Genomic DNA, 20,353 nt, shown 5'->3' on the forward strand with positions numbered 1-20,353 from the left:
ACAAGGAGCCTCACCATGTCCGTGCCCCGTCTGCTCGCCGTCTCGACCCTGGGCGTCGCCGCCGTTCTCGCGATCACCGGATGCTCCGGCGCGAAACCCGCCGATGAGGCCGAGAAGCCGGCGGCGAAGAGCGTGACGGTCGAGGACAACACGGGCACGCACACCATTCAGACCCCGCCGAAGTCGGTCGTCGCGACCGACAACCGCACCTTCCAGACGCTCAGCGATTGGGGGATCGAGCTCTCGGCCGCGGCGGTGTCGCTGATGCCCGACACGGTGTCCTACAAGACGCAGAAGGGCCTCGTCGATCTCGGCACCCACCGCGAGCCGAACCTCGAGCTGCTGGTCGCGGCGAAGCCCGATCTGGTGATCAACGGGCAGCGCTACCAGAGCTTCCACGACGAGATCGCGAAGCTCGCGCCCGATGCCACCGTGCTCGAGCTCGACCCGCGCGACGGCAAACCCTTCGACAGTGAGCTGAAGCGCCAGGTCACCGTGCTCGGCGAGGTGTTCGGCAAGCAGTCGGAGGCGAAGCAGCTCGTCTCGGACTTCGACAAGGCCGTCGACCGGGCCAAGAAGGCCTACAAGAGCTCCGACACCGTGCTCGCGGTGAACACCTCGGGCGGCGCCATCGGGAACATCGCGCCCACCGTCGGCCGCACGCTCGGTCCGGTCTACGACCTGATCGGACTGACTCCTGCGCTCAAGGTGGACAAGTCCTCCGAGGGACACAAGGGCGATGAGATCTCGGTCGAGGCGATCGCCTCGGCGAACCCCGACTGGATCCTCGTGATGGACCGGGATTCGTCGTTCGACAAGGCGGAGCGCGGTGCGGACTACAAGCCGGCGGCCGAGATCCTCGAGAAGAACGATGCGCTCAAGAACGTGAAGGCGGTGGCCAACCAGCACATCGTCTACATGCCCACCGACACCTACCTGAACGAGGGAATCCAGACCTACACCGAGTTCCTGAACGACTTCGCCGATGCCCTGGAGAAGTCGAAGGCCTGATCGAGATCGGGGCGGGCGGGCCGCCGCTCTCCGAGCCGCGGCCCGCCCCATCCGCACCATGACCACCACTGCCCAGGAGTCTGCCCGCTCGCGCGGGCGCCTGTTCGACCCTGCCCTCGCGATCGGCGTGCTCGTCGTCGCGGGGCTGCTCGTCCTGTCGCTCTGCACCGGGGTGTACGACATCGCGGGCGGCGCGGACGGCGCCGAGATATTCGCGATCACGCGGGTCCCGCGCACCGCGGCGCTCATGCTCGCCGGCGCCGCCATGGCGATGTCCGGGCTCGTGATGCAGCTGCTCACCCAGAACCGCTTCGTCGAGCCCACGACCACCGGCACCACCGAGTGGGCCGGGCTCGGACTGCTGCTCACCATGATCCTCGCGCCGCAGGCGCCGATCGCCGTGCGCATGCTCGTCGCGGTCGTCGCCGCCTTCGCCGGGACGATGGTGTTCTTCCTCTTCCTGCGCCGGGTGTCGCTGCGCTCCTCGCTCATCGTGCCGATCGTCGGCATCATGCTCGGCGCTGTCGTCGGCGCTGTCACGACCTTCATCGCCCTGCAGACCGACACCCTGCAGAACCTCGGCGTCTGGTTCGCCGGCAGCTTCACCACGGTGCTGCGGGGGCAGTACGAGCTGCTCTGGATCGTCGCGATCGTCGCCGTCGCCGTATTCATCGCCGCGGACCGCTTCACGGTCGCCGGCCTGGGGCAGGAGGTCGCGACCGGCATCGGCGTCGACTACCAGCGCGTGATGCTCCTCGGCACGGTGCTCATCGCGGTCGCCACGGGTGTCGTGACCGTCGTCGTGGGCAACCTGCCCTTCCTCGGGCTCATCGTGCCGAATCTCGTGTCGCTGATCCGCGGCGACGACCTGCGCAGCAACCTGCCGTGGGTGTGCCTCACGGGCATCGGGATCGTCACGGCGTGCGACCTCATCGGACGCACGATCATCATGCCCTTCGAAGTCCCGGTGTCGCTGATCCTCGGGGTCGTCGGCGCGGTCGTCTTCGTGCTGCTGCTCGTCGGACGGAGACGCCGTGCTTGAGTCGGTGCAGCGCCGGAACCCGCTCCGCGGCGGCGCACGGCGGCGGTCGGAAGCGGCGAGTCGGAACTCGGGCCCGTTCGCCGGACACGGGTCGTCCCGACGCACCGTCGTCGCGATCTCGGCGCTCGTGCTGCTCTCCGGCCTCGTCGTCTTCGGGCTGCTCGCGCACGGCAACCCGATGCCTCCGGACAGCGAGGGCTTCTGGCTCATCGCCGAGCGGCGGCAGCAGAGCGTGCTCGTGATCGCGGTCGTCGCCGTCGCCCAGGCCACCGCCACCGTCGCGTTCCAGACCGTCGCGAACAACCGGATCATCACCCCCTCGATCATGGGCTTCGACGCGCTCTACACCGCGGTGCACACGGCGTCGGTGACCCTCTTCGGCATCGCCGGGATCGCGCTCCTCGAAGGTCCGGTGCAGTTCCTCCTGCAGATCGGGCTCATGGTCGGGCTCGCCGTGCTGCTCTACGGCTGGCTGCTCAGCGGGAAACGGGGCAACCTGCAGATCATGCTGCTGGTGGGCATCGTGATCGGCGGGGGACTGGGGGCCGTATCCACCTTCATGCAGCGCATGCTCACGCCGAGCGAGTTCGACGTGCTCGCCGCACGGCTCTTCGGGAGCATCTCGAACGCCTCGGCCGACAGGCTGCCCTATGCGATCCCGCTGGTCGTGATCTCGACGGCGGTGCTCTGGAGCGGGTCCCGCCGCCTCAATGTGATGGCGATGGGGCGGGATGTCGCGAACGGCCTCGGCCTGCAGCACCGGCGGGAGCTGATGCGCACGCTGTTCTTCGTCGCGGTGCTGATCGCCACCTCCACCGCGCTCGTCGGACCGATGGTGTTCCTCGGCTTCCTCGTCGCGGCGCTGGCCTATCAGATCGCCGACACCTACGACCACCGGGTCGTGCTCCCGATCGCCGCGCTCACCGCCTTCGTCGTGCTCGGCGGAGCCTACTTCGTCATGAAGCACGTCTTCAGCGCGCAGGGCGTCGTCTCGATCATCATCGAGGTCGTCGGCGGCACGCTCTTCCTGATCGTCATCCTGAGAAAGGGACGCCTGTGACCCGCAAGACTCCGGCCGTGCTCGTGAGGGGCGTCCGCAAGCAGTACTCGGACGAGGTCTCGATCGGTCCGCTCGACCTCAGTATCCCCGGAGGCGGGATCACGGCGCTCGTCGGACCGAACGGCGCCGGCAAGTCGACCCTGCTCACCATGATGGGGCGCCTGCTGGGCATGGACGAAGGCGTGATCGAGGTGGCCGGCCTCGACGTGGCGCGCACGAAGTCGAAGGACCTCGCGAAGGTCGTCTCGGTGCTGCGGCAGGAGAACCACTTCGTGACCCGGCTGACGGTGCGGCAGCTGGTCGGGTTCGGGCGTTTCCCGCACTCGCGGGGTCGGCTCACGACCGCCGATGAGGAGATCGTGAGCCGAGCGATCGACTTCCTCGAGCTCGGCGAGCTCGAGGGCCGATACCTCGACGAGCTCTCGGGCGGGCAGCGGCAGCGCGCGTACGTCGCGATGGTGCTCGCGCAGGACACCGAGGTGGTGCTGCTCGACGAGCCGCTCAACAACCTCGACATGAAGCACGCGGTGCAGATGATGCAGCACCTGCACCGCGCGGCCCTCGAACTCGGGCGGACGATCGTCATCGTGCTGCACGACATCAACTTCGCCGGCCACTACGCCGACCGGATCTGCGCCATGCAGAACGGTCAGGTGGTCGAGTTCGGGACGCCTGCGGAGATCATGACCGACGAGGTGCTGACCCGGGTCTTCGACACCGAGGTGCGCGTGATCGAGGGCCCGTGGGGTCCGCTCGCCGTCTACTACTGAGCGTCGCGGGGCGCTGCGCAATTCCCGGAACTGGACCGCGAATCGGTAGCGTGGGCTCCCATGGGAGGTCCTTTCGCGCGATCCGATCGGCTGAACCCGGGCAGGATGCTGCCGGTCGCGGCGGTCTCCGCGATCATCGGCGCGCTGGTCTGGCTGCTCTGGGCGCTTCCCATCAGCGGCTCGGTGCGGGACGCGCAACCGCGGGCATTGGGCGAATCCATCTCGGTGATGCTCGAACCGGAGGAGCGCGCCGGGATCTGGACCGATAGCGCCGCAGCTGCCCTCGAGACCCTCGAATGCGCGGCGACCGACGAGCGCGGGCGCGTGCTTGACCTGCGTCGCGCACCGGCGCTCTCATGGGACGACGTGCTCTGGTGGGCGACGCCGCGCGCCGGGTTCGAGCAAGTGCGCGCGTTCACAGCTCAGACCGCGGGTGCGGTCGAAGTGCGCTGCGTCGACCTGATGGGCGTGTACGACGGCGGCTTCCTGATCGCCGGGGACGGCTTCGGGAGCGGAGCGATCGGTCTCGGACGCAGCGGTGGGAACGATTTCGCGGTGGGCACGATCCTGGTCTTCTGCGCGGTGGTCTGCCCGCTGCTCGCGGTGCTCCTGCTCGTGCTGTCGGCGATCGGGGCGGTGAGGCGGCGGGCCGGACGCTGACGCCCGGCACGCCGCGACTCACCGGAACACCGATCTAGCCGCGGCTCCGCTCGAGCTTCGCGAGCTCCGCACCTTTCGCATCGAACACGGCCAGGGTGTCGCCCGAGAGCTTCGCCGTGGCCAGCCGTCCGAGCTCCGCGTCGACCCCCGGGCACGCCATGAGCGTGCTCATGGCGTCGGAGAAGACGATCTCGCCCTCGGTCCCGGCCTTCCAACTGCCGCCGAAACCGTTGCAGCCGTCGTTGCCGGTGAAGCGGCCGTCGCCGGAGATCGTCAGGCTCGGCTTCCCGCGGTCGGTCGATCCCCAGGCGCCGAGGAAGGCCTCGGAAGCGGCATCGGTCGCGCCCGGGTTCGCGTCTCCTCGGGTGAGCGTGCCGATCTCCGCTCCGTCCTCGCCGCGCACGGTCATGGTGGAGCCGGCGACGATCGCCGTTCGTGCTCCGGAGAGCCAGGTGTCGACGCCCATGCAGGCCATCTTCGTCGACGCGAGTTCGCCGAACGCGATGGTGTCTCCGTCGAGCTTCCAGCTGCCGGTGAGCCGGTTGCAGCCGTCGGTCCCGCTGAGCGTGCCGTTCTGCGAGAGCTCGAGGACGGGAGCGGACTCCTGTGCGGCGTCGCCCCAGGTGCCGCTCACGTCCGCGGGCTTCGACGTAGTGGTCGGCGCTGGCGTCCCGTCCGTGCCGGACGAGCCGGCGCAGCCGGCGAGGAGCAGCGCTGCGCTCGCCGCGGCGGCGACCGCTGCGGCGACGCCGACGCGACGGGCGTTCCGGCGCGTGGCGCGGCGGGATCGGATCATGATGCGGCTCCTTCGGGCTGGTCGGGCGCGGGAATCTCTTCGGGACGATAGCGGGGGAGGCGGGACGCCGGGAGCGCGGCGATCGCGCTGAGTCCGGCCAGCAGGAGGAAGTCGATCTTGAGGGTGCGCAGGCGCTGTTCCTCGGTGATCGCGACCGCTGCGAACACACCCTCATCCTCCGACATTGCGCGGTTCAACGCCAGAGCACCGCGATCCCGGCGTTCAGCAGCGACAGCGCGCCGATGGTCCAGAACGGCGCCTTCGTCGGACGGCCGGCGCGTTCGCGCGTAATGACGACGCCGAAGGTGCCGCCGATCGCGAAGGCGATCACGAGCTTGACCGCGAGTTTGACGTAGTCGAGGTGGATGCCCGCGGGGAAGGGGATCGCGAGCAGCAGGCCGGAGGCGATCATGATGCCGAGGCCGGTGCGGAACAGCGTGGTCGTGGTGGTGCGCCCGCGGGCGGCCTGCGCCGCCCAGCCGCCGAAGAGCAGGGCGAACCCGACGAGGTGCACGAGCACGAGGAGTTCGCGCAGGAGGAGCAGCGGATCCATGGCGGTCAGCCCTTCGCTCGGTGTTCGTGCTGGAGATCTCCCGAATCCCGGCGGGGGCGGGAACGCGGCAGGAGGCACGCGACGGCGATGAGCCAGGCCCCGCCGCCGAAGCGCACGATCGGCAGCAGCGCCTGCAGGGGGTCGAGCGCGAGCGAGAGGAAGGACAGCTCCCCGGCGATGCCGAGCGCGAGGCCGACGACGGCGAGCCAACGCGGCACGAATCGGAGGATCAGGGCCGGTACGGCGATGCCCGCGATGAGCAGGCCGAGGCCGGTGGTGTAGGCGACGCCGCCGAGACCGAACGAGAATCGGGCGAGCACGGCCACCGCGTCGGGCGAGCCGAGCGCATCGGGAAAGCTCAGCGCCCAGGTGATGAGCGCCGAGGTCGCCAGCGCGATCGACGCGGCGATGCCGCCGAAGAGGCCGATCACGGGGCCGGGGACCCGCACTCCGAGGCGGAGCTGGCGCGCGTACGCCGACGCCGTCAGGATCCCAAGCGGGACCGCGGAACCGAACTGGAGCAGCGCGCCGATCCGGATCGCCGTGGGGTGCACGGCGTACCAGGCGGCGACTTCTGCGGGAGAGGCGAACGGTGCGGGCGCCGAGCCGGTGCCGGCGATGAGGGTCACGACGCCGGCGACGGTCAATGCGAAGGTGACGATCGCGAGCGGGCCGAGGGGCGGGCCGCCGGCGCGGCGGTGCGGGCGAGGGGAGAGCGGATAATCGGTCATGGCAATAATGATGCACAGTGTGAATGATTCTGTCAACGGCGATATGATGATGACGTGACCACTCCTCGACGCCCGCCCCGAACCGGGTTCCTCGTCTCCCAGCTGGGCGGCTTCGCGGCAGCGCGCTTCGCCGAGCTGATCAAGCCGGTCGGGCTCACCCCGGCCACCGCGGGCGTGCTCCGCATCATCGCGACGGACCCCGGGCTCAGCCAGCGCGAACTCGCCACCCGCCTGGGTTCGGTCCCCAGCCGGGTCGTGGTCCTGGTCGATTCGCTCGAGGGTGCGGGTCTCGTCTCGCGCACCCGGGACCCGGCGGATCGCCGGCACCACCGACTGGACGCGACCGACGCCGGACGACGGGTGCTCGGGGCGCTGCGCACGGCCGCCGAGACGCAGAGCCGCGACATCCTCGAACCGCTCGAACCCGACGAGCGCGAAGCGTTCTCGGCGCTCGTGGCCAAGCTGGCCGCGGCCCACGGCCTGGATCCCGAGGTGCACGCCGGATACGGCCGGAAGGACCCGGACGATGCCCCTCGCGGATGACCTGCTCGGCGCCGATGAGGCGGAGGCCCTGATCGCGGCGCTCGCCGCAACCGAACCCGGCGCGGGGTTCGCGGAGCTGCGCGCGACGGCGGAACGGCTGGGTGAACTCTCGCTCAGCGCCCGGGCTCGCGCGCTCGCGGATGCGCTGGACGCGGATCTCGACGGCGGGTCGGAGCGCCTCAACTCGGTGGTCCGCGGCGCCATGGAGGATCCGGGCTTCGCCGGATGGATGCTCTGGGGCGTCGGCCTCGCGGTCGGGCGGCGAGCGATCGACGACGGCGGCGATGCGGCGTTCGGCGAGGGGCTCGCGCTGCTGCGCGAGCTGACGCCGCGCATGACCTCGGAGTTCTCGGTGCGACCGATGCTGCGGCACGACCTGTCCCGGGCGCTCGGGGCGATGGCGGGCTGGGTCTCCGATCCCGACCCGCACGTGCGACGCCTCGCCTCCGAGGGCACCAGGCCCCTGCTGCCCTGGGGCGAGCGCGTTCCCGGCCTCGTCTCGGATCCCGAACTCACCCGCGAGATCCTCGACGCGCTGCACGACGATCCGGACGAGGTCGTGCGGCGCTCGGTCGCAAACCACCTCAACGACCACAGCCGCGCGCACCCGGAGTACGCGGTCGAGGTCGTCCGCGGCTGGCAGCAGCGCGGCGGGGAGCATGTCCCGCGCACCGCGCGGCACGCCCTGCGCACGCTCGTGAAGCGCGGTCACCCCGGGGCTCTGGAGCTGCTGGGGTTCCGTCCGGTCGAGGTCTCGGTCTCGCCCATCGAGTTCGAGTCGGCGGAGGTCGAGCTGGGTGGCGCCGTGCGTTTCGGGGCCGAGATCGAGAACGTCGGCGCGGAGCGCGCCGCGCTCGTGATCGACTACGTGCTGTTCTTCCCGGACGCGCGCGGGAACGAGCGTGCGAAGGTGTTCAAGGTCGGTCGGCGTGATCTGGCGCCGCGGGAGCGCACTCGCGTCGAGGCCACCCGGTCGTTCCGGGCGCTGACGACGCGCAGCTACTATCCGGGCGCCTACGCGGTCGCGCTGCAGGTGAACGGCGTGCTCGGCGGGCGGGCCGAGTTCGCGGTGCGGGCGGCGGCGGGGAGCTGAGCGATCAGGGCCGGCGGCCCGCCGGGCCGTCGCCGTCCGCCAGGTCCTCCAGCTCCTGCCGCAGCAGATCGAGCGCCCAGCGCTGGTCGCCGCCGGGCGGAGCGTGCAGGAGGTGCAGGGCGATGCCGTCGGTCAGTGCGTGGAGCCGAGCTGCGCGGCGTTCGACCACTGCGGGCGGCAGGTGCGGAGCGACGCGTTCCACCGCGCGCTGGCAGGCTTCGGCGAGGGCCCGGTGCGCTTCGTCGCGGATCGCCTCGAGCCGGGGGAGCGCTCGACTCTCGGCGATGAGCGCCACGTTGACGTCCATCTCGACGCGGCTCTCGGGCGTGAGCGGGAGCAGGTGCGCGAAGAGACGGAGCGTCGCGTCGATCGGGTCGCCGCCGCGGTCCTCCGCGGCGATGCGTCGGACGACGCGGTCGATCATGAGTTCGGCCGAGTAGATGAGCAGGTCGGCGCGGGTGGGGAAGATGTGCTGGAGGGAGCCGACCGAGACCTGTGCCTCGGCGGCGACGCTGCGCACCGATACCGCGCTGAGACCGCGCTCGGACATGACGGCCCAGACCGCCTGCGCGATGTGCTCGCGCCTCTCCTCGGGTGTCGAACGGGGACTCACGTGACTCCTTGCTCAAGTGTAATACGAGTGTATTAGAATCGCGGTGAATCCGACCGACAAGGAGTTCTCCGCATGATCTATGCAATCATCATCGGCTGCGAAATCGCGTTCTGGGTGCTCATCGCCGCGGGCCTCGCGGCACGGTACCTGCTGCGCAGGCCGCGACTCGGCATCGTGCTGCTCGCGCTCACCCCGGTGGTCGATCTGATCCTGCTGGGGGCGGCCGCGTTCGACCTGCGCGGCGGCGGCCGGGCCGACTTCGCGCACAGCCTGGCCGCGATCTACCTCGGATTCTCCATCGCCTACGGGCACCGCATGATCAAGTGGGCCGACGTGCGATTCGCGCATCGATTCGCCGGGGGCCGGCTCCCGCGAAGCTCAGCGGCGCGGCCTACGCGGTCGCGTGCTGGAAGGGCATTCCGTTCACGCTGCTCGCGGTCGGCATCGCCGCGGCCCTGATCTGGGTGCTCACGGCGATCGCTCCGGATCCTGCCCAGGTCACCGTGCTCGGCGACACCTATCGGATCCTCGGCATCGTCCTGGGCATCGACGTGATCTGGGCGATCAGCTACACGATCTGGCCGAAGAAGGCCCCGGCGGAAGCCGCGCAGGGCGCCTGATCGATCAGTCGTCGACGCGCGTCGGGTCGAGCACGTCGACGAAGCGCACGCCGCCGAGCCCGGTCGGCTCGAGCGCGGGACTCATGCGGGGCGCTGCCCGAAGGTGGCGGGATCGACGGGGCGCTGCGCGCGCGGCAGCTTCTCGACGACGAGGAGGTAGGACTCGGTGACCAGGTCTTCGACGAGCTGGCGCTCCAACGAGCCGCCCGGGTTCAGGGTGATCCAGTGCTTCTTGTTCATGTGGTACCCCGGCGTGATCTCGGCGAACGCCTCGCGCAGCACCTCGGCGTCGGCCGGCCGGGACTTCAGGATCACGATCGGGGCGCCGGTCCTGACGGTGTGCGCCATGAACATGAGGTCGCGCACGCGGAACACCTCGAAATCGGGGCCGAACGGGTACACGACGTGCGCGCCGGGAAGCTCCTCGGCGCGTTCGCTCGCCCATCGCTGCAGCACGTCGTCGCGCATCGCATCTCCTCCCGGATCAGGATCCGGGCTCAGTGTATGCGGTGCTTCGTGGCGCAGCGCCGTCGAATGCCTGTCGCACGCCGCCGATTCCGTGCTCGCGCACGAGGGTCACGCCGATTCTCCGGCGGAATGGCGACGCCGAGGTTGCGGCACTATGCTCGACGGGCAGTCCTCGCAAGGGAGTCGGAGTTGTTGGGCATCATCGAGATCGTCGCCGTGATCATCGGCGTCGCGGCGCTCGCCTATCTGGTGTACGCACTGCTCAAAGCGGACCGCTTCTGATGGAGTGGGTCCTCGCGGCGGTCGCGCTGCTCACCGTCATCGTCGTTCTGGGGGCGCTCTACCGTCCGCTCGGCGACTACATCGCCTGGGTGTTCACCTCCGAGCGGCACTGGGGGATCGAGCGACTCGTCTACCGGCTCTCGGGCATCGACCCCGATCGACAGCAGACCTGGCGCCGGTACCTCGCCGCCGTTCTGCTGTTCTCCGCGGTGGGTTTCGCGCTCCTCTATCTGATCCTCCGCCTGCAGCCGGTGCTGCCCTTCTCGCTCGGCCTGCCGCCGATGAGTCCCGATCTCGCGTTCAACACCGCGATCTCCTTCGTGGGCAACACCAACTGGCAGTCCTACTCGCCCGAGCACACGCTCGGCTACGCCGCCCAGATGGGCGGGCTCGCCGTGCAGAACTTCGTGTCGGCCGGGGTGAGCATGGCCGTGGCCATCGCACTGATCCGCGGCTTCGCCTCCCGCCGCGGCCGCAGCGGCCTCGGCAACTTCTGGGTCGACCTGGTGCGGGCCAACCTGCGGATCCTGCTCCCGCTCTCGATCGTCGCGGCGGTCGTGCTGATCGCCGGCGGCGTGATCCAGAACTTCGCGGGCTTCACCGACATCGCCACCGTCGCGGGCGCCGGGCAGACGATCCCCGGCGGGCCCGTCGCCTCGCAGGAGGCGATCAAGATGATCGGCACCAACGGTGGCGGGTTCTTCAACGCGAACTCCGCGCATCCCTTCGAGAATCCGACCCCTGGACCAACGTCCTCCAGACGATCCTGCTGCTGCTGATCCCGTTCGCGATGCCGCGGACCTTCGGCACGATGGTCGGTGACCAGCGGGCCGGGTACGCGCTCCTGCTCACGATGGCCGTGCTGTTCGTGCTCGTCTACATTCCGCTGACGGCATTCGAGTTCTCGGGTGTCGGCACGGCACCCGAGCTCGCCGGGGGCGCGATGGAGGGCAAGGAGCAGCGGTTCGGGATCGTGGGGTCGACGCTGTTCGCGACCGCGACGACCGGGACCACCGGCGGCGCGGTGAACTCGATGCACGGCTCCTACACCGCGCTCGGCGGCCTCATGCTCATGTTCGACATGATGCTCGGCGAGGTCGCCCCGGGCGGAGCGGGCTCGGGGCTCTACGCGATCCTCGTGCTGCTCGTCATCGCGGTGTTCCTCACGACGCTGCTGCTCGGGCGCTCGCCCGTCTACCTCGGCAAGCGTCTCGGGGTGCGGGAGCTCAAGCTCGTCAGCATCTCGATCCTCGTGATGCCGACGCTCGCGATCGGCGGCATGGCGGTCGCCTTCGCGATTCCGGCGGTGCACGACGAGATCATCGCCAGCACGGGCAACGGCGGATCGCACGGCCTCTCCGAGGTGCTCTACGCCTTCATCTCGGCGGCGATCAACAACGGCTCCGCCTTCGCCGGGCTCTACGCGAACACCCCGCTGCTGAACGTCACGCTCGGCGTCGTGATCATGCTCGGGCGCTTCCTGCCGATCGTGATCGTGCTCGCCCTCGCCGGATCGCTCGCCGCACAGGGCAAGGTCGCCACCACCGTCGAAATGCCCCTGCACCGTCCCCAGTTCATCGTGCTGCTCGTGAGCCTCATCATCTTCATCACCGTGCCCATGTTCGTGCCGATCATGCTCGCAGGCCCCCTCGCCGAAGGGTTGAACGGATGACCTCCCAACTCGCCCGCGAGAAGCGCCGGAACGCGGTCATCGCGCTGCGGACGCTGGGGCCGGTGCTGCTCGACGCGCTGCGCAAGTTCGATCCGCGCTATCTCTGGCACAACCCCGTGCTGCTCCTCACCGAGGTGGGCGCCGCGCTCACCACGGTGATCGCGGTCCTCGACTCCATCGCCGGCATCGAGCAGCCCTCTGGAGGCACCGCGATGCCGTTCGGGTTCACCTGGGCGCTCGCAGCAGGCTTCTGGGCGTGCCTGTTCACGGCGACCCTGGCGGAATCGATCGCCGAGGGGCACGGGCGTCAGCAGACGGAGTCGCTGCGTCGATCGAACGCCACCGAGACGGCGCGGCGCGTGATCGGATACAGCCGCTCGAAGGATCCCGCAGTGCGGCGCTCCGCACTGGAGGAGGTGGATTCGCGTTCCCTCCGCCCCGGCGATGTCGTCGTCGTGGAGGCCGGCGAGACGATCCCCGCCGATGGCGAAGTGCTGTGGGGCGCCGCCGAGGTGGACGAGTCCGAGATCACCGGCCGGCCGGGCGCGGTGATCCGCGAAGCCGGAGGGGACCGCACCGCGGTGATGGGCGGCAGCCGCGGGCTGTCGGATCGGCTCGTGGTCCGCATCAGCTCTTCGCGCGATACCAGCGCCGCAGCCCGCACGATCAGCCTGGCCAGCAAGTCTCGGCGCAAGAAATCGCCCATCGAGGTGGCCTTCAGCACCCTGCTCGCCTCCTTCTCCATCTCGTTCGTGCTGCTCGTGCTGACGCTCAACTCGGTGGTCTCCCCGGTCGCCGAGCCGGTCTCGATCCCGGTGCTCGTCGCCCTCGTGGTCTGCCTGATCCCGACCGAGATCGCGGCGCTCATGTCGGTGACCGGCATCGCCGGGATGTCCCAGCTGCTGCAGCGCGGCGTGCTCGTCACCTCGGCGAAGTCGCTCGAGACCGCGGGCGACATCACGACCGTGCTGCTCGACAAGACCGGAACCGTGACCCGCGGCAGCCGCAGCGCGATCGCGTTCCTGCCGGTCGGCGGCACCGATCTCGAGCAGCTGATGCGCGCCGCCGCCCTCGCTTCGATCGGTGATCCCACTCCCGAGGGGGCGTCGACCGTGCGGCTCGCCGAGGAGGAGGGCGTGCGGGTCTCCGAGGGAGATGCGACGGGCGGACGCACGGTGCACTTCAGCGCGGCGACTCGGATCTCGGGGATCGACCTGCCCGACGGCACCAGTATCCGCAAGGGCGCGGTGTCGGCGGTCGTGGCGTGGCTGAAGCAGCAGGGAACCCAGCCCCAGCGGCAGATCATCCTCGACCTGAAGGCGAGCACCAAGCGCATCGCGCAGTCGGGCGGCACGCCGCTGGTCGTCGCGGTCAAGCCGGCAGTGGGCGTCGGGCACGCGCTCGGCCTCATCCACCTGCAGGACGTGGTGAAGGACTCGGTGCCGAAGAAGATCTCGGCGCTGCACGCGCTCGGGGTGCGCACCGTGATGGTGACGGGAGATCACCGGCTCACGGCGAAGGCGATCGCCGCGGAGGCTGGGATCGACGAGTACGTGGGCGATTCCACGCCCGAGGACAAGCTCGCGCTCATCCTGCGGGAGCAGGAGGACGGTCACATCGTCGCGATGAGCGGCGACGGTCTCAACGACGCACCCGCCCTCGCCCAGGCCGACATCGGGATCGCGATGAACACGGCCACCGCCGCAGCGAAGTCCTCGGCCAACATGGTGATCCTCGACGACGATCCGACGCACCTCGTCGACATCATCAAAGTGGGGCGCCGGCAGATGGCGACCCGCGGCGCACTCATGACCTTCAACTTCGCGAACGACGCCGTGCGCTACTTCACGCTCTTCCCGGCCCTGTTCGTCGGCACCTTCCCGGGGCTCGACGCGCTCAACCTCCTGCGCCTCCACTCGCCGGCTTCGGCGATCCTGTCGACCGTGATCTTCAGCAGCCTCGTCATGGGCATCCTGATCCCGCTCGCCCTCATCGGCGTGCCCTACCGCACCGAGAACCTGCGCTCCGCGCTGACCCGCAACCTGATCTACTGCGGCCTGAGCGGGCTGCTGGTGCCGATCATCGGCATCAAGCTCATCGACCTCGTCGTCAGCCTGCTGCCGGGATACTGAGAGGGGACCCGACATGCCTCGACCGATCAACCGAGCCGCGCGCGGCACCTGGATCGCGCTGCGTCTCATGCTGATCTTCACGGTGCTGCTGGGCGTCGCCTATCCGCTCCTCGTCACGGGGATCGGCCAGCTCGCCTTCCCCCGGCAGGCGAACGGTTCGCAGCTGCGCGCGTCGGACGGGCGCGTGGTCGGTTCGGCACTGCTCGGGCAGAGCTTCGCGGACGCCGAAGGGAAGCCGCTGCGGCAGTACTTCCAGCCGCGCCCCTCGGCGGCGGGCGAGGGGTACGACGCCGCGCAGTCGGGGGATCGAACCTCGGACCCGAGAATCCGGAACTGGTGCAGCGGATCGGCGAGCGGAAGGCCGAGGTGGCGGCGTTCAACGGCGTGCCGGAGTCCCGGGTGCCCGTCGACGCGGTCACGGCATCGGGTTCCGGCCTCGACCCGGACATCAGCCCCGAGTACGCGCGGGTGCAGCTGCGGCGGGTCGCTGAGGCCCGCGGGCTCCCGCTGGCCGAGCTGGAGCGCATGGTCGCACGGCACACGTCCGGCGCCGACCTGGGATTCATCGGCGAGGCCCGCGTCAACGTGGTCGAGCTCAACCTCGCGCTCGACGAAGCCGCGAAGCCGTAGCGCGGCCGGAGACGGCCTCGGGTCATCGCTCGGCGAGGCGCTCCCGGTACCAGGCGACCGCATCGGGATCCGCGTCGATCGTCGGGCCGGGGGACTCGTCGAGCGCCGTCCAGATCGCCGTCGAATCGTACCAGTGGTCCTCGGTGAGCAGGCGCGTCTGGTGCGGGCTGAGCCCCAGCCCCTCGACCCCCTGCGCGAACGCCTCGGAGGAGACGTGGGGGACGGCGACGCCGGTCAACCGCTCGCAGAGCCCGATCAGGTTCACGGGATCCGGGTGGGCCAGGTGGAAGGTTCGCGCACGGAGCGCGCCCGCCGGGTCCTCCGCCAGCCGGATCGCGGCTCCTGCCGCGGCCCGTGCGAGCGCCGGTGCGGCGATCACGGAGCTGCGCACGGTCCGCAGCTCGTCCGGTGCGCCGAGCCGGGTCGCGATCCCTGCGAGGGTCGGGACCACCCAGCGGTCGCCCGCGCCGGTCGTGAGCGCGGTGCGCAGCACCGCGCCGCCGGATCCGCGTACGATCTCCTCAGCCGCCGCGCGGGTGCGCGAGGCGACGGACTCGGGGTGCGGCTCGAGCGCGCCCTCGGCCTGGCCCCGGTGCGGGCCCGATCCGTAGACCGAGAGCGTGCTGAGCGCCACGACGGGGGCCCGGTACGCCTGCGCGGCCCGCACCAGCCGCTCGGCGCCGTGGAGGTTCACCGCTTCCGCGGTGCGTGCGTCGGCCCCGACGTACGCGGCGCAGAGCAGGTAGGCGTCCGCGCCCATGCGCGAGACGGGGAGTTCGTCGGAGAGGTCGGCGCGGAGGTGCTCGACCCTTCCGCCGGTCTCGCTCGCGGGGGCGGGGCGGGAGCCGGACCGCGAGAGGGAGACGACGTCGTGGCCGCGCGCACGAAGCTCGGCGACGACTGCGGAACCCAGGAATCCGGTACCTCCGCTGACAAGAATCCTCATACTCGTTCCTTTTCCGGCTGTGATGGATAGACTCGTCTGGATTGCATCACGCGGTTCCGCGAGGAACCGCCTGGACCAATGGGAAGGACCCCGTGGCACGACAGCAGCGCGCGATCAGGACTCGCGCCCGAATCATCGCCGCGGCCGGCGAGTGTTTCTCTGAGAGCGGCTACCGGGCGACGCGTGTCGCCGATGTCGCGGAGCGAGCCGGAGCCGCGCTCGGCACCCTGCTCTTCCACTTCCCGGCGAAGACCGACATTGCGAACGCGGTCATCGAGCAGCAGCACCGCATCGTCATGGAGGCGGCGGTCGCCGTCGACGAGATGAAGTCGCCGAGCGGCATCCAGGACATCATCGTGGTGTCCGCGAAGCTCGCGAACCTCATCTCGACCAACCCGGTCGTGCGCGCGGGGCTGCGGCTGAGCACCGAGTCCGTCGAGGACCTCGGCATCAGCTCCGCCCAGCCGTACCTCGACTGGACCCGGCAGTGCATCCAGCTGCTCGAGAAGGCCCGGGCCGCCGGCGAGCTCGCCGAGGGCGTGGACCTGGAGCACTTCGCGGAGGTCATCAACTCGGCCTTCACCGGGACCCAGTTCATGTCGTCCGCGGTCTCGGGGAGCCGCGACCTGCCCGAGCGTCTCGCGCGCATGTGGCCGATCCTGTTCTCGCAGGTCGTCAAGGCCGAGTGCACGAGCGAATCCGTGCAGCGACTGCTCGACGATCATTCGACGCTCATCGATGCGGAGACCCCGGCGGAGGGCGAAGCCGCGTCGGCGATCGAGAGCGGCACGGTCGAGGCCGAATAGACGTCGATCACCGCGGACGGGCGGGTGAGCGGACCGAATCGGGTTCGGCTCAGGCTGCGCAGGGCGGTGCGTCCGCTCGACATCCGCATGGGCAGGATGCGTGAATCGTCGAGCTCGATGAAGTCGAGGAATCGAGCATCGAGCTCGGCGATCGTGCGGCTCGGGAATCGGCTCGCGAAGGTCTCCAGCGCGACCGCGATGAGCAGCATGCCGGGCACATGGTCGACCGGGTGGTCGAAGAAGAGCGGGTGCCGCGCGTCGTAGGCGACCGCGAAGCCGCCCTCGGGCGAGGGAAACACCGTGAAGCCCTGCGCGATCGGGGTCTCCGACCGGAGCGCATCCGAGCGGATCCTGCCTTCGCGCATGCGGCGGTAGACGGGAGCCGTCACGACGCGCAGGTGGCCTTCGCCCCGGAGCACCGTCTCGCCCTCGGCGAGGAAGGTCACCGCCGCGATCATCGAGACGAGCCGGCCGCCCGCGATACGCGGGGAGCCGGCCGCGACGCGGACCTCGGTGCTCCTCGACGTGCGCGGCGTCGCGCCGCTGAACCGCATCCGCTCCATGACGAATGCGTCCCCGAGCGGGACCTCGTGGGCCAGGTGGGCCGCCGCGATCACCGACTGGCGGAGCGCCTCGGCGACGCGGAGGATGGACTCCGGGGTCCCCGGTTCGGTCCCGCCGTCCCAACCGGGAGCGAGGAAGAGCGCGATCTCCTCCCCGCGCAGCACCGGGCGATAGGACCGGAGCAGCGACTCTTCGGCCCGGTGCTTGTGCGTGAACTCCGGGGGAATCGGCGCCGCGTCTTCGGGGAGCATGATCGGGCCGGCGTTCCGGGGCGGCGTCAGTGTCCGGGCGCGATGAGCGCGGTGCGGAGTCGGAGCAGTTCGTCGTCCGTGAGACCGCCGGACCGCAGATAGGATCCGGCGTCGCCGTGCACGCGTTCGATCCAGTCGAGCGCCGCCGTGATCGCGCTCTCGGGCGACTTCGTGGCGAGCTCCTCGAGCTTCGCGGTCAGGGGGATTCCGGTTGCGGAGATGTAGCCCAGCAGGGTCTGCGCGAAGGGGCCCGCGAGATTGTGCTCGGTCAGGACGTAATCGGACACGATCGTCTCGCGTTCCGCTCCGGCGACCGAGAGCAGGAGCGCCGCCGCCAGGCCCGTGCGATCCTTGCCGGCAGTGCAGTGGAAGAGCACGCCGGGGCGATCGGTCTCGGCCGCCCGGACGACCGCGCGCGCCAGCGTCGCGAACTGCTCCGGGCTGCTCGCGAGGATCGAGAGGTAGAGCTCGTCCAGCGTGGGAACCGCGTCGAGCAGTGCGGCGAGCCGGTCGGGGTCGATGCCCGCAGCATCGGCGCGCCCCTCGGCCGGCATGAGGCTCTTGGCCATCTCGTCCATCGCCCCGCCGAGCACCGGGAGCTCGAGGAGCGCCACGCTGCCATCCTCCGGCAGCACGTCGGCGGATCGGGTGCGCTCGTGGTCGGTGCGCAGGTCGACGACGGTGCCGATGCGGAGCTCGACGAGCCCCGAAAGGCCGGCCTCGGTGAGCCCTCCGAGCGCATCCGCGCGGAAGAGCACCGGGGCGGTCGACTCGCCGTGCACGGTGGGGAGACCGCCGAGGCCGCGGGCATTGTGCGTGACCGGGAGGATGCCTGTGAGGTTCATGTGCACCAGCTTTCGTCGCTGATCTCAGCCTATCGATTGAGGCTCGAGCCGCTGGGGATCGGAGATACTTGACCCCATCATGACCCAAACGAAGCGACCGGGGTACCGGACGGCGGAACCGTTGCCCGTTCAACGGACGGGGGTCGATCGCGCGGTCGACGTCGGGTTCGCGCTGCTCCTGCTGGTCTGCGGACTGCGCTATTTCTCCCGGCACGAGCTGGCCGGCGAGGGCCTCGTCGTGCTGCTGCTCGCGATCGGCACGGGGGCGAGCTACGCCACCGCCGTGCTCGGTCGTTCCGGCACCGGTCCTCGGCAGACGGTCGGTCTGCTGCTGGCCACGGGCTTCTGGTTGCCGCTCACGATCATCGCACCGTCGTTCGGCTGGTGCGCGTTCGCGCTGTTCGTCGCGGTCCATCGGGTCCTGCGCGGCCGGGCGGCGCAGGGCTTCTCGGCCGCGATCGTCGTCGCCGTGAGCGTCGGCCTGCTCATCATGTCGAAGGGGCAGGATCCGGGTCTCGTGCTCGGCCCGTTCTTCGGCGGACTCGTGCTCGCATCGGCCTACGCCGCGCTCGACCGCGCGCTGTCGGAGCAGCGCCGTCTCAACCGTGAGCTCCTCGAGACCCGCGAGCAGCTGGCGCGCAGCGAGCGCGAGGCGGGCGCGCTGGCCGAACGGGGTCGGGTCGCGAGCGAGCTGCACGACACCGTCGTGCAACGGACCGCGAGTGCGCTCCTGCTGCTCGAGACCGACGAACTGCGGCCGGAGGGCTCTTCCGCGTCGGTCGGGGAAGCGCGTGAGACGCTGCGCGCGGCACTGGTCGAGACCCGGCAGCTGCTGCACGGGCTGGCGGATCCCCGCGAGACCGCGGCCTCGCTGACCACCGCGCTGAGCGCGCAGGCGGAATCCGCGGGGGCCGGGTTCGAGGTCGTCGGCGACGAACGGGCGGTTCCCGAAGCGGTGGCGCACGCACTGCAGCGGATCGTGCAGGAGTCGCTGCTCAACGCGACGAAGCACGCCGCGGCACGGACCGTGCGGGTGACGCTCACCTACTTCGCCGACGAGGTCGGTGTGGACGTGTCGGATGACGGCGGAGGCTTCGACGCCGACGGGGAGGGCGACGGCTTTGGACTCCGCGCCATGGCCTGGCGCGCCGAGAGCCTCGGCGGAACGCTCGTGATCGAATCCGGACGGGGTCAGGGCACCGTCGTCGCCGCGGTCCTGCCAGCCCCGCACGAAGGAGCGCGAGCATGATCCGGATCCTGCTGCTCGACGACCACCCGGTGCTCCGTCATGGGCTGAGCGCGCTGCTCGGCACGCAGCCCGACTTCGAGGTCGTGGCGGAGGCGGGATCCGCGGACGAAGCCGTCGAACTCGCGGCCAGCGACGGAGTCGATGTCGCGCTCGTCGACCTCGACCTCGGTGCGGACCTGCCCGACGGGATCGCGGCGACCCGCGGCATCCTGCGCGCCTGGCCGGCGACCCGAGTGCTCGTGTTCACCGCCTACGACTCCGATGCCGACATCGTGCGCGCGATCGACGCGGGCGCCTCGGGATACCTGGTGAAGGACAGCCGCCCGGCCGAGCTCTTCCGGGCGATCCGCTCCGCTGCCGCCGGGGAGGGGGCGCTCGCCGGACGGATCTCGGAGCGCCTGCGCGACCGGACCCGCCACCCCGACGACATCCTCACCGCACGCGAGCTCGAAGTGCTCGCGCTCGCCGCGTCCGGGCTCTCGAACCGGGAGCTCGCGGAGGCGCTGGTGGTCAGCGAGGCGACGGTGAAGACGCACCTGCACCACGCGTTCACGAAGCTCGGGGCCGAGAACCGGCAGGCCGCGATCGCGACGGCGGTGAAGCGCGGGCTGATCCGGATCTGAGGGCGCGATCCGCGCGGGTTCACACTCCGGCCGAGGGGACCACGGGGGTGCGGCGTCGCGTGCGCAACGCCGTCCGGGTGATGTGCGCCAGGTCGGCGGTGAGCGCTCCGACCTTGGTGCCGATGCACAGGCTGAGGAAGATCATCGGCGCAGACGCGAGCGCGGAGGCGTCGAAGCTGGCCAGCGCCACCAGGCCCACGGTGCCTGGAACGAGCAGCAGGAACGCCGATTGGAACGACACGGTCGCGGGGATCGCGAGGGTGAGCCGTTCGAGCGCGCGGGCCGCGACGAACAGCAGCGCCGCGGTGAGGCCCGTCGCGACGGCATTGCCGAGCACCGGGGTGAGGAGCACGAGTACCGCGTAGGTCCCCGTCATGACGGCGACGCTCACGA

24 protein-coding genes and 2 pseudogenes are annotated in these 20,353 nt (G+C 70.5%); 16 read left to right on the plus strand and 10 right to left on the minus strand.

Annotated elements, in window-relative coordinates; genetic code table 11:
- The first annotated feature begins 15 nt into the window (after window positions 1-15).
- The 5 genes from AB3K78_RS02900 to AB3K78_RS02920 all read left to right on the plus strand — a co-directional run bounded on the left by AB3K78_RS02900 (window position 16) and on the right by AB3K78_RS02920 (window position 4,543).
- Window positions 16-1,011: a siderophore ABC transporter substrate-binding protein gene (locus tag AB3K78_RS02900; protein WP_416446017.1), complete on the plus strand. Its 996-nt coding sequence runs from the start codon at window positions 16-18 to the stop codon at window positions 1,009-1,011.
- Window positions 1,012-1,069: 58 nt separating this feature from the next.
- Window positions 1,070-2,053 carry an ABC transporter permease gene (locus AB3K78_RS02905; RefSeq protein WP_416446019.1) on the plus strand — a complete coding sequence of 328 codons (984 nt, stop codon included), beginning with the start codon at window positions 1,070-1,072 and terminating at the stop codon, window positions 2,051-2,053.
- Window positions 2,046-3,113 carry an iron chelate uptake ABC transporter family permease subunit gene (locus AB3K78_RS02910; protein ID WP_416446021.1) on the plus strand — a complete coding sequence of 356 codons (1,068 nt, stop codon included), beginning with the start codon at window positions 2,046-2,048 and terminating at the stop codon, window positions 3,111-3,113. Before AB3K78_RS02905 ends, AB3K78_RS02910 begins: the two co-directional genes overlap by 8 nt.
- On the plus strand, window positions 3,110-3,883 hold the full coding sequence (locus tag AB3K78_RS02915; RefSeq protein ID WP_416446023.1) for an ABC transporter ATP-binding protein: 774 nt from the start codon (window positions 3,110-3,112) through the stop codon (window positions 3,881-3,883). The genes AB3K78_RS02910 and AB3K78_RS02915 overlap by 4 nt, the downstream gene beginning before the upstream one ends.
- 105 nt (window positions 3,884-3,988) lie before the next feature.
- Window positions 3,989-4,543 (plus strand): hypothetical protein, encoded by a 555-nt coding sequence (locus AB3K78_RS02920; RefSeq protein WP_416446025.1) that lies wholly within the window; start codon window positions 3,989-3,991, stop codon window positions 4,541-4,543.
- A 34-nt stretch (window positions 4,544-4,577) separates the two neighbouring features.
- Here AB3K78_RS02920 and AB3K78_RS02925 read toward each other — a convergent pair whose 3' ends face one another.
- Genes AB3K78_RS02925 through AB3K78_RS02940 form a run of 4 tightly spaced genes read right to left on the minus strand, consistent with a single transcriptional unit; the run spans window position 4,578 to window position 6,623 of the window.
- Window positions 4,578-5,339: an META domain-containing protein gene (locus AB3K78_RS02925; protein WP_416446027.1), complete on the minus strand. Its 762-nt coding sequence runs from the start codon at window positions 5,337-5,339 to the stop codon at window positions 4,578-4,580.
- Window positions 5,336-5,506, minus strand: a complete 171-nt coding sequence (locus AB3K78_RS02930; RefSeq protein ID WP_416446029.1) for a hypothetical protein — start codon at window positions 5,504-5,506, stop codon at window positions 5,336-5,338. Before AB3K78_RS02930 ends, AB3K78_RS02925 begins: the two co-directional genes overlap by 4 nt.
- Window positions 5,507-5,532: 26 nt before the next feature.
- Window positions 5,533-5,892, minus strand: coding sequence for a Fe-S protein (locus AB3K78_RS02935; RefSeq protein WP_416446031.1), 360 nt, complete (start codon window positions 5,890-5,892; stop codon window positions 5,533-5,535).
- Between the two features lie 5 nt (window positions 5,893-5,897).
- Entirely contained in the window at window positions 5,898-6,623 is a 726-nt protein-coding gene (locus AB3K78_RS02940) for a hypothetical protein (protein ID WP_416446033.1), read from the minus strand.
- Window positions 6,624-6,677: 54 nt separating this feature from the next.
- On the opposite strand from AB3K78_RS02940, the gene AB3K78_RS02945 reads away from it, so the two are divergent.
- Together AB3K78_RS02945 and AB3K78_RS02950 are read left to right on the plus strand one after the other, a co-directional pair.
- The gene (locus tag AB3K78_RS02945) at window positions 6,678-7,166 is read left to right on the plus strand and encodes a MarR family winged helix-turn-helix transcriptional regulator (RefSeq protein ID WP_416446035.1); all 489 of its coding nucleotides are present in this window, start codon (window positions 6,678-6,680) and stop codon (window positions 7,164-7,166) included.
- Window positions 7,150-8,259, plus strand: coding sequence for a DNA alkylation repair protein (locus AB3K78_RS02950; RefSeq protein WP_416446037.1), 1,110 nt, complete (start codon window positions 7,150-7,152; stop codon window positions 8,257-8,259). Before AB3K78_RS02945 ends, AB3K78_RS02950 begins: the two co-directional genes overlap by 17 nt.
- Before the next feature lie 4 nt (window positions 8,260-8,263).
- Here the strand turns inward: AB3K78_RS02950 and AB3K78_RS02955 are convergent, their stop codons facing one another.
- A complete protein-coding gene (locus AB3K78_RS02955) occupies window positions 8,264-8,872 on the minus strand; it encodes a TetR/AcrR family transcriptional regulator (RefSeq protein WP_416446039.1) in 609 nt (202 codons plus the stop codon).
- Window positions 8,873-8,944: 72 nt separating this feature from the next.
- On the opposite strand from AB3K78_RS02955, the gene AB3K78_RS02960 reads away from it, so the two are divergent.
- Window positions 8,945-9,331: a hypothetical protein gene (locus tag AB3K78_RS02960; RefSeq protein WP_416446041.1), complete on the plus strand. Its 387-nt coding sequence runs from the start codon at window positions 8,945-8,947 to the stop codon at window positions 9,329-9,331.
- Window positions 9,332-9,336: 5 nt separating this feature from the next.
- Entirely contained in the window at window positions 9,337-9,492 is a 156-nt protein-coding gene (locus AB3K78_RS02965; RefSeq protein ID WP_416446043.1) for a hypothetical protein, read from the plus strand.
- Between the two features lie 81 nt (window positions 9,493-9,573).
- Here the strand turns inward: AB3K78_RS02965 and AB3K78_RS02970 are convergent, their stop codons facing one another.
- Window positions 9,574-9,960 carry an MmcQ/YjbR family DNA-binding protein gene (locus tag AB3K78_RS02970; protein WP_416446045.1) on the minus strand — a complete coding sequence of 129 codons (387 nt, stop codon included), beginning with the start codon at window positions 9,958-9,960 and terminating at the stop codon, window positions 9,574-9,576.
- A gap of 189 nt (window positions 9,961-10,149) precedes the next feature.
- On the opposite strand from AB3K78_RS02970, the gene kdpF reads away from it, so the two are divergent.
- From kdpF to kdpC, 4 genes and pseudogenes are all read left to right on the plus strand, one after another.
- A complete protein-coding gene (gene kdpF / locus AB3K78_RS02975) occupies window positions 10,150-10,242 on the plus strand; it encodes a K(+)-transporting ATPase subunit F (RefSeq protein ID WP_416446047.1) in 93 nt (30 codons plus the stop codon).
- Window positions 10,242-11,914: pseudogene (kdpA, locus tag AB3K78_RS02980) on the plus strand (potassium-transporting ATPase subunit KdpA). Before kdpF ends, kdpA begins: the two are co-directional and overlap by 1 nt.
- Window positions 11,911-14,046, plus strand: a complete 2,136-nt coding sequence (kdpB, locus tag AB3K78_RS02985) for a potassium-transporting ATPase subunit KdpB (protein WP_416446049.1) — start codon at window positions 11,911-11,913, stop codon at window positions 14,044-14,046. The pseudogene kdpA and the gene kdpB overlap by 4 nt, the downstream one beginning before the upstream one ends.
- Window positions 14,047-14,059: 13 nt before the next feature.
- Window positions 14,060-14,676: pseudogene (kdpC, locus tag AB3K78_RS02990) on the plus strand (potassium-transporting ATPase subunit KdpC).
- Between the two features lie 22 nt (window positions 14,677-14,698).
- On the opposite strand, the gene AB3K78_RS02995 reads toward kdpC, so the two are convergent.
- Window positions 14,699-15,622, minus strand: a complete 924-nt coding sequence (locus tag AB3K78_RS02995; protein ID WP_416446051.1) for an NAD-dependent epimerase/dehydratase family protein — start codon at window positions 15,620-15,622, stop codon at window positions 14,699-14,701.
- A gap of 92 nt (window positions 15,623-15,714) precedes the next feature.
- Here AB3K78_RS02995 and AB3K78_RS03000 point away from each other — a divergent pair, with 92 nt between their 5' ends.
- The gene (locus tag AB3K78_RS03000; protein WP_416446053.1) at window positions 15,715-16,428 is read left to right on the plus strand and encodes a ScbR family autoregulator-binding transcription factor; all 714 of its coding nucleotides are present in this window, start codon (window positions 15,715-15,717) and stop codon (window positions 16,426-16,428) included.
- Here the strand turns inward: AB3K78_RS03000 and AB3K78_RS03005 are convergent.
- Together AB3K78_RS03005 and AB3K78_RS03010 are read right to left on the minus strand one after the other, a co-directional pair.
- Window positions 16,344-17,243: an AfsA-related hotdog domain-containing protein gene (locus AB3K78_RS03005; protein ID WP_416446055.1), complete on the minus strand. Its 900-nt coding sequence runs from the start codon at window positions 17,241-17,243 to the stop codon at window positions 16,344-16,346. The two genes, AB3K78_RS03000 and AB3K78_RS03005, sit on opposite strands and share 85 nt — an antisense overlap.
- 26 nt (window positions 17,244-17,269) lie before the next feature.
- Window positions 17,270-18,088, minus strand: a complete 819-nt coding sequence (locus tag AB3K78_RS03010) for a tyrosine-protein phosphatase (RefSeq protein WP_416446057.1) — start codon at window positions 18,086-18,088, stop codon at window positions 17,270-17,272.
- Window positions 18,089-18,167: 79 nt separating this feature from the next.
- On the opposite strand from AB3K78_RS03010, the gene AB3K78_RS03015 reads away from it, so the two are divergent.
- Window positions 18,168-19,337 (plus strand): sensor histidine kinase, encoded by a 1,170-nt coding sequence (locus AB3K78_RS03015; RefSeq protein WP_416446059.1) that lies wholly within the window; start codon window positions 18,168-18,170, stop codon window positions 19,335-19,337.
- The gene (locus tag AB3K78_RS03020; protein ID WP_416446061.1) at window positions 19,334-19,960 is read left to right on the plus strand and encodes a response regulator; all 627 of its coding nucleotides are present in this window, start codon (window positions 19,334-19,336) and stop codon (window positions 19,958-19,960) included. Before AB3K78_RS03015 ends, AB3K78_RS03020 begins: the two co-directional genes overlap by 4 nt.
- Before the next feature lie 19 nt (window positions 19,961-19,979).
- Here AB3K78_RS03020 and AB3K78_RS03025 read toward each other — a convergent pair whose 3' ends face one another.
- A complete protein-coding gene (locus AB3K78_RS03025; RefSeq protein ID WP_416446063.1) occupies window positions 19,980-20,351 on the minus strand; it encodes a hypothetical protein in 372 nt (123 codons plus the stop codon).
- Window positions 20,352-20,353: the final 2 nt, after the last annotated feature.

The sequence above is a fragment of the Leucobacter sp. HNU genome, assembly GCF_047946755.1.
Taxonomy (GTDB): domain Bacteria; phylum Actinomycetota; class Actinomycetes; order Actinomycetales; family Microbacteriaceae; genus Leucobacter.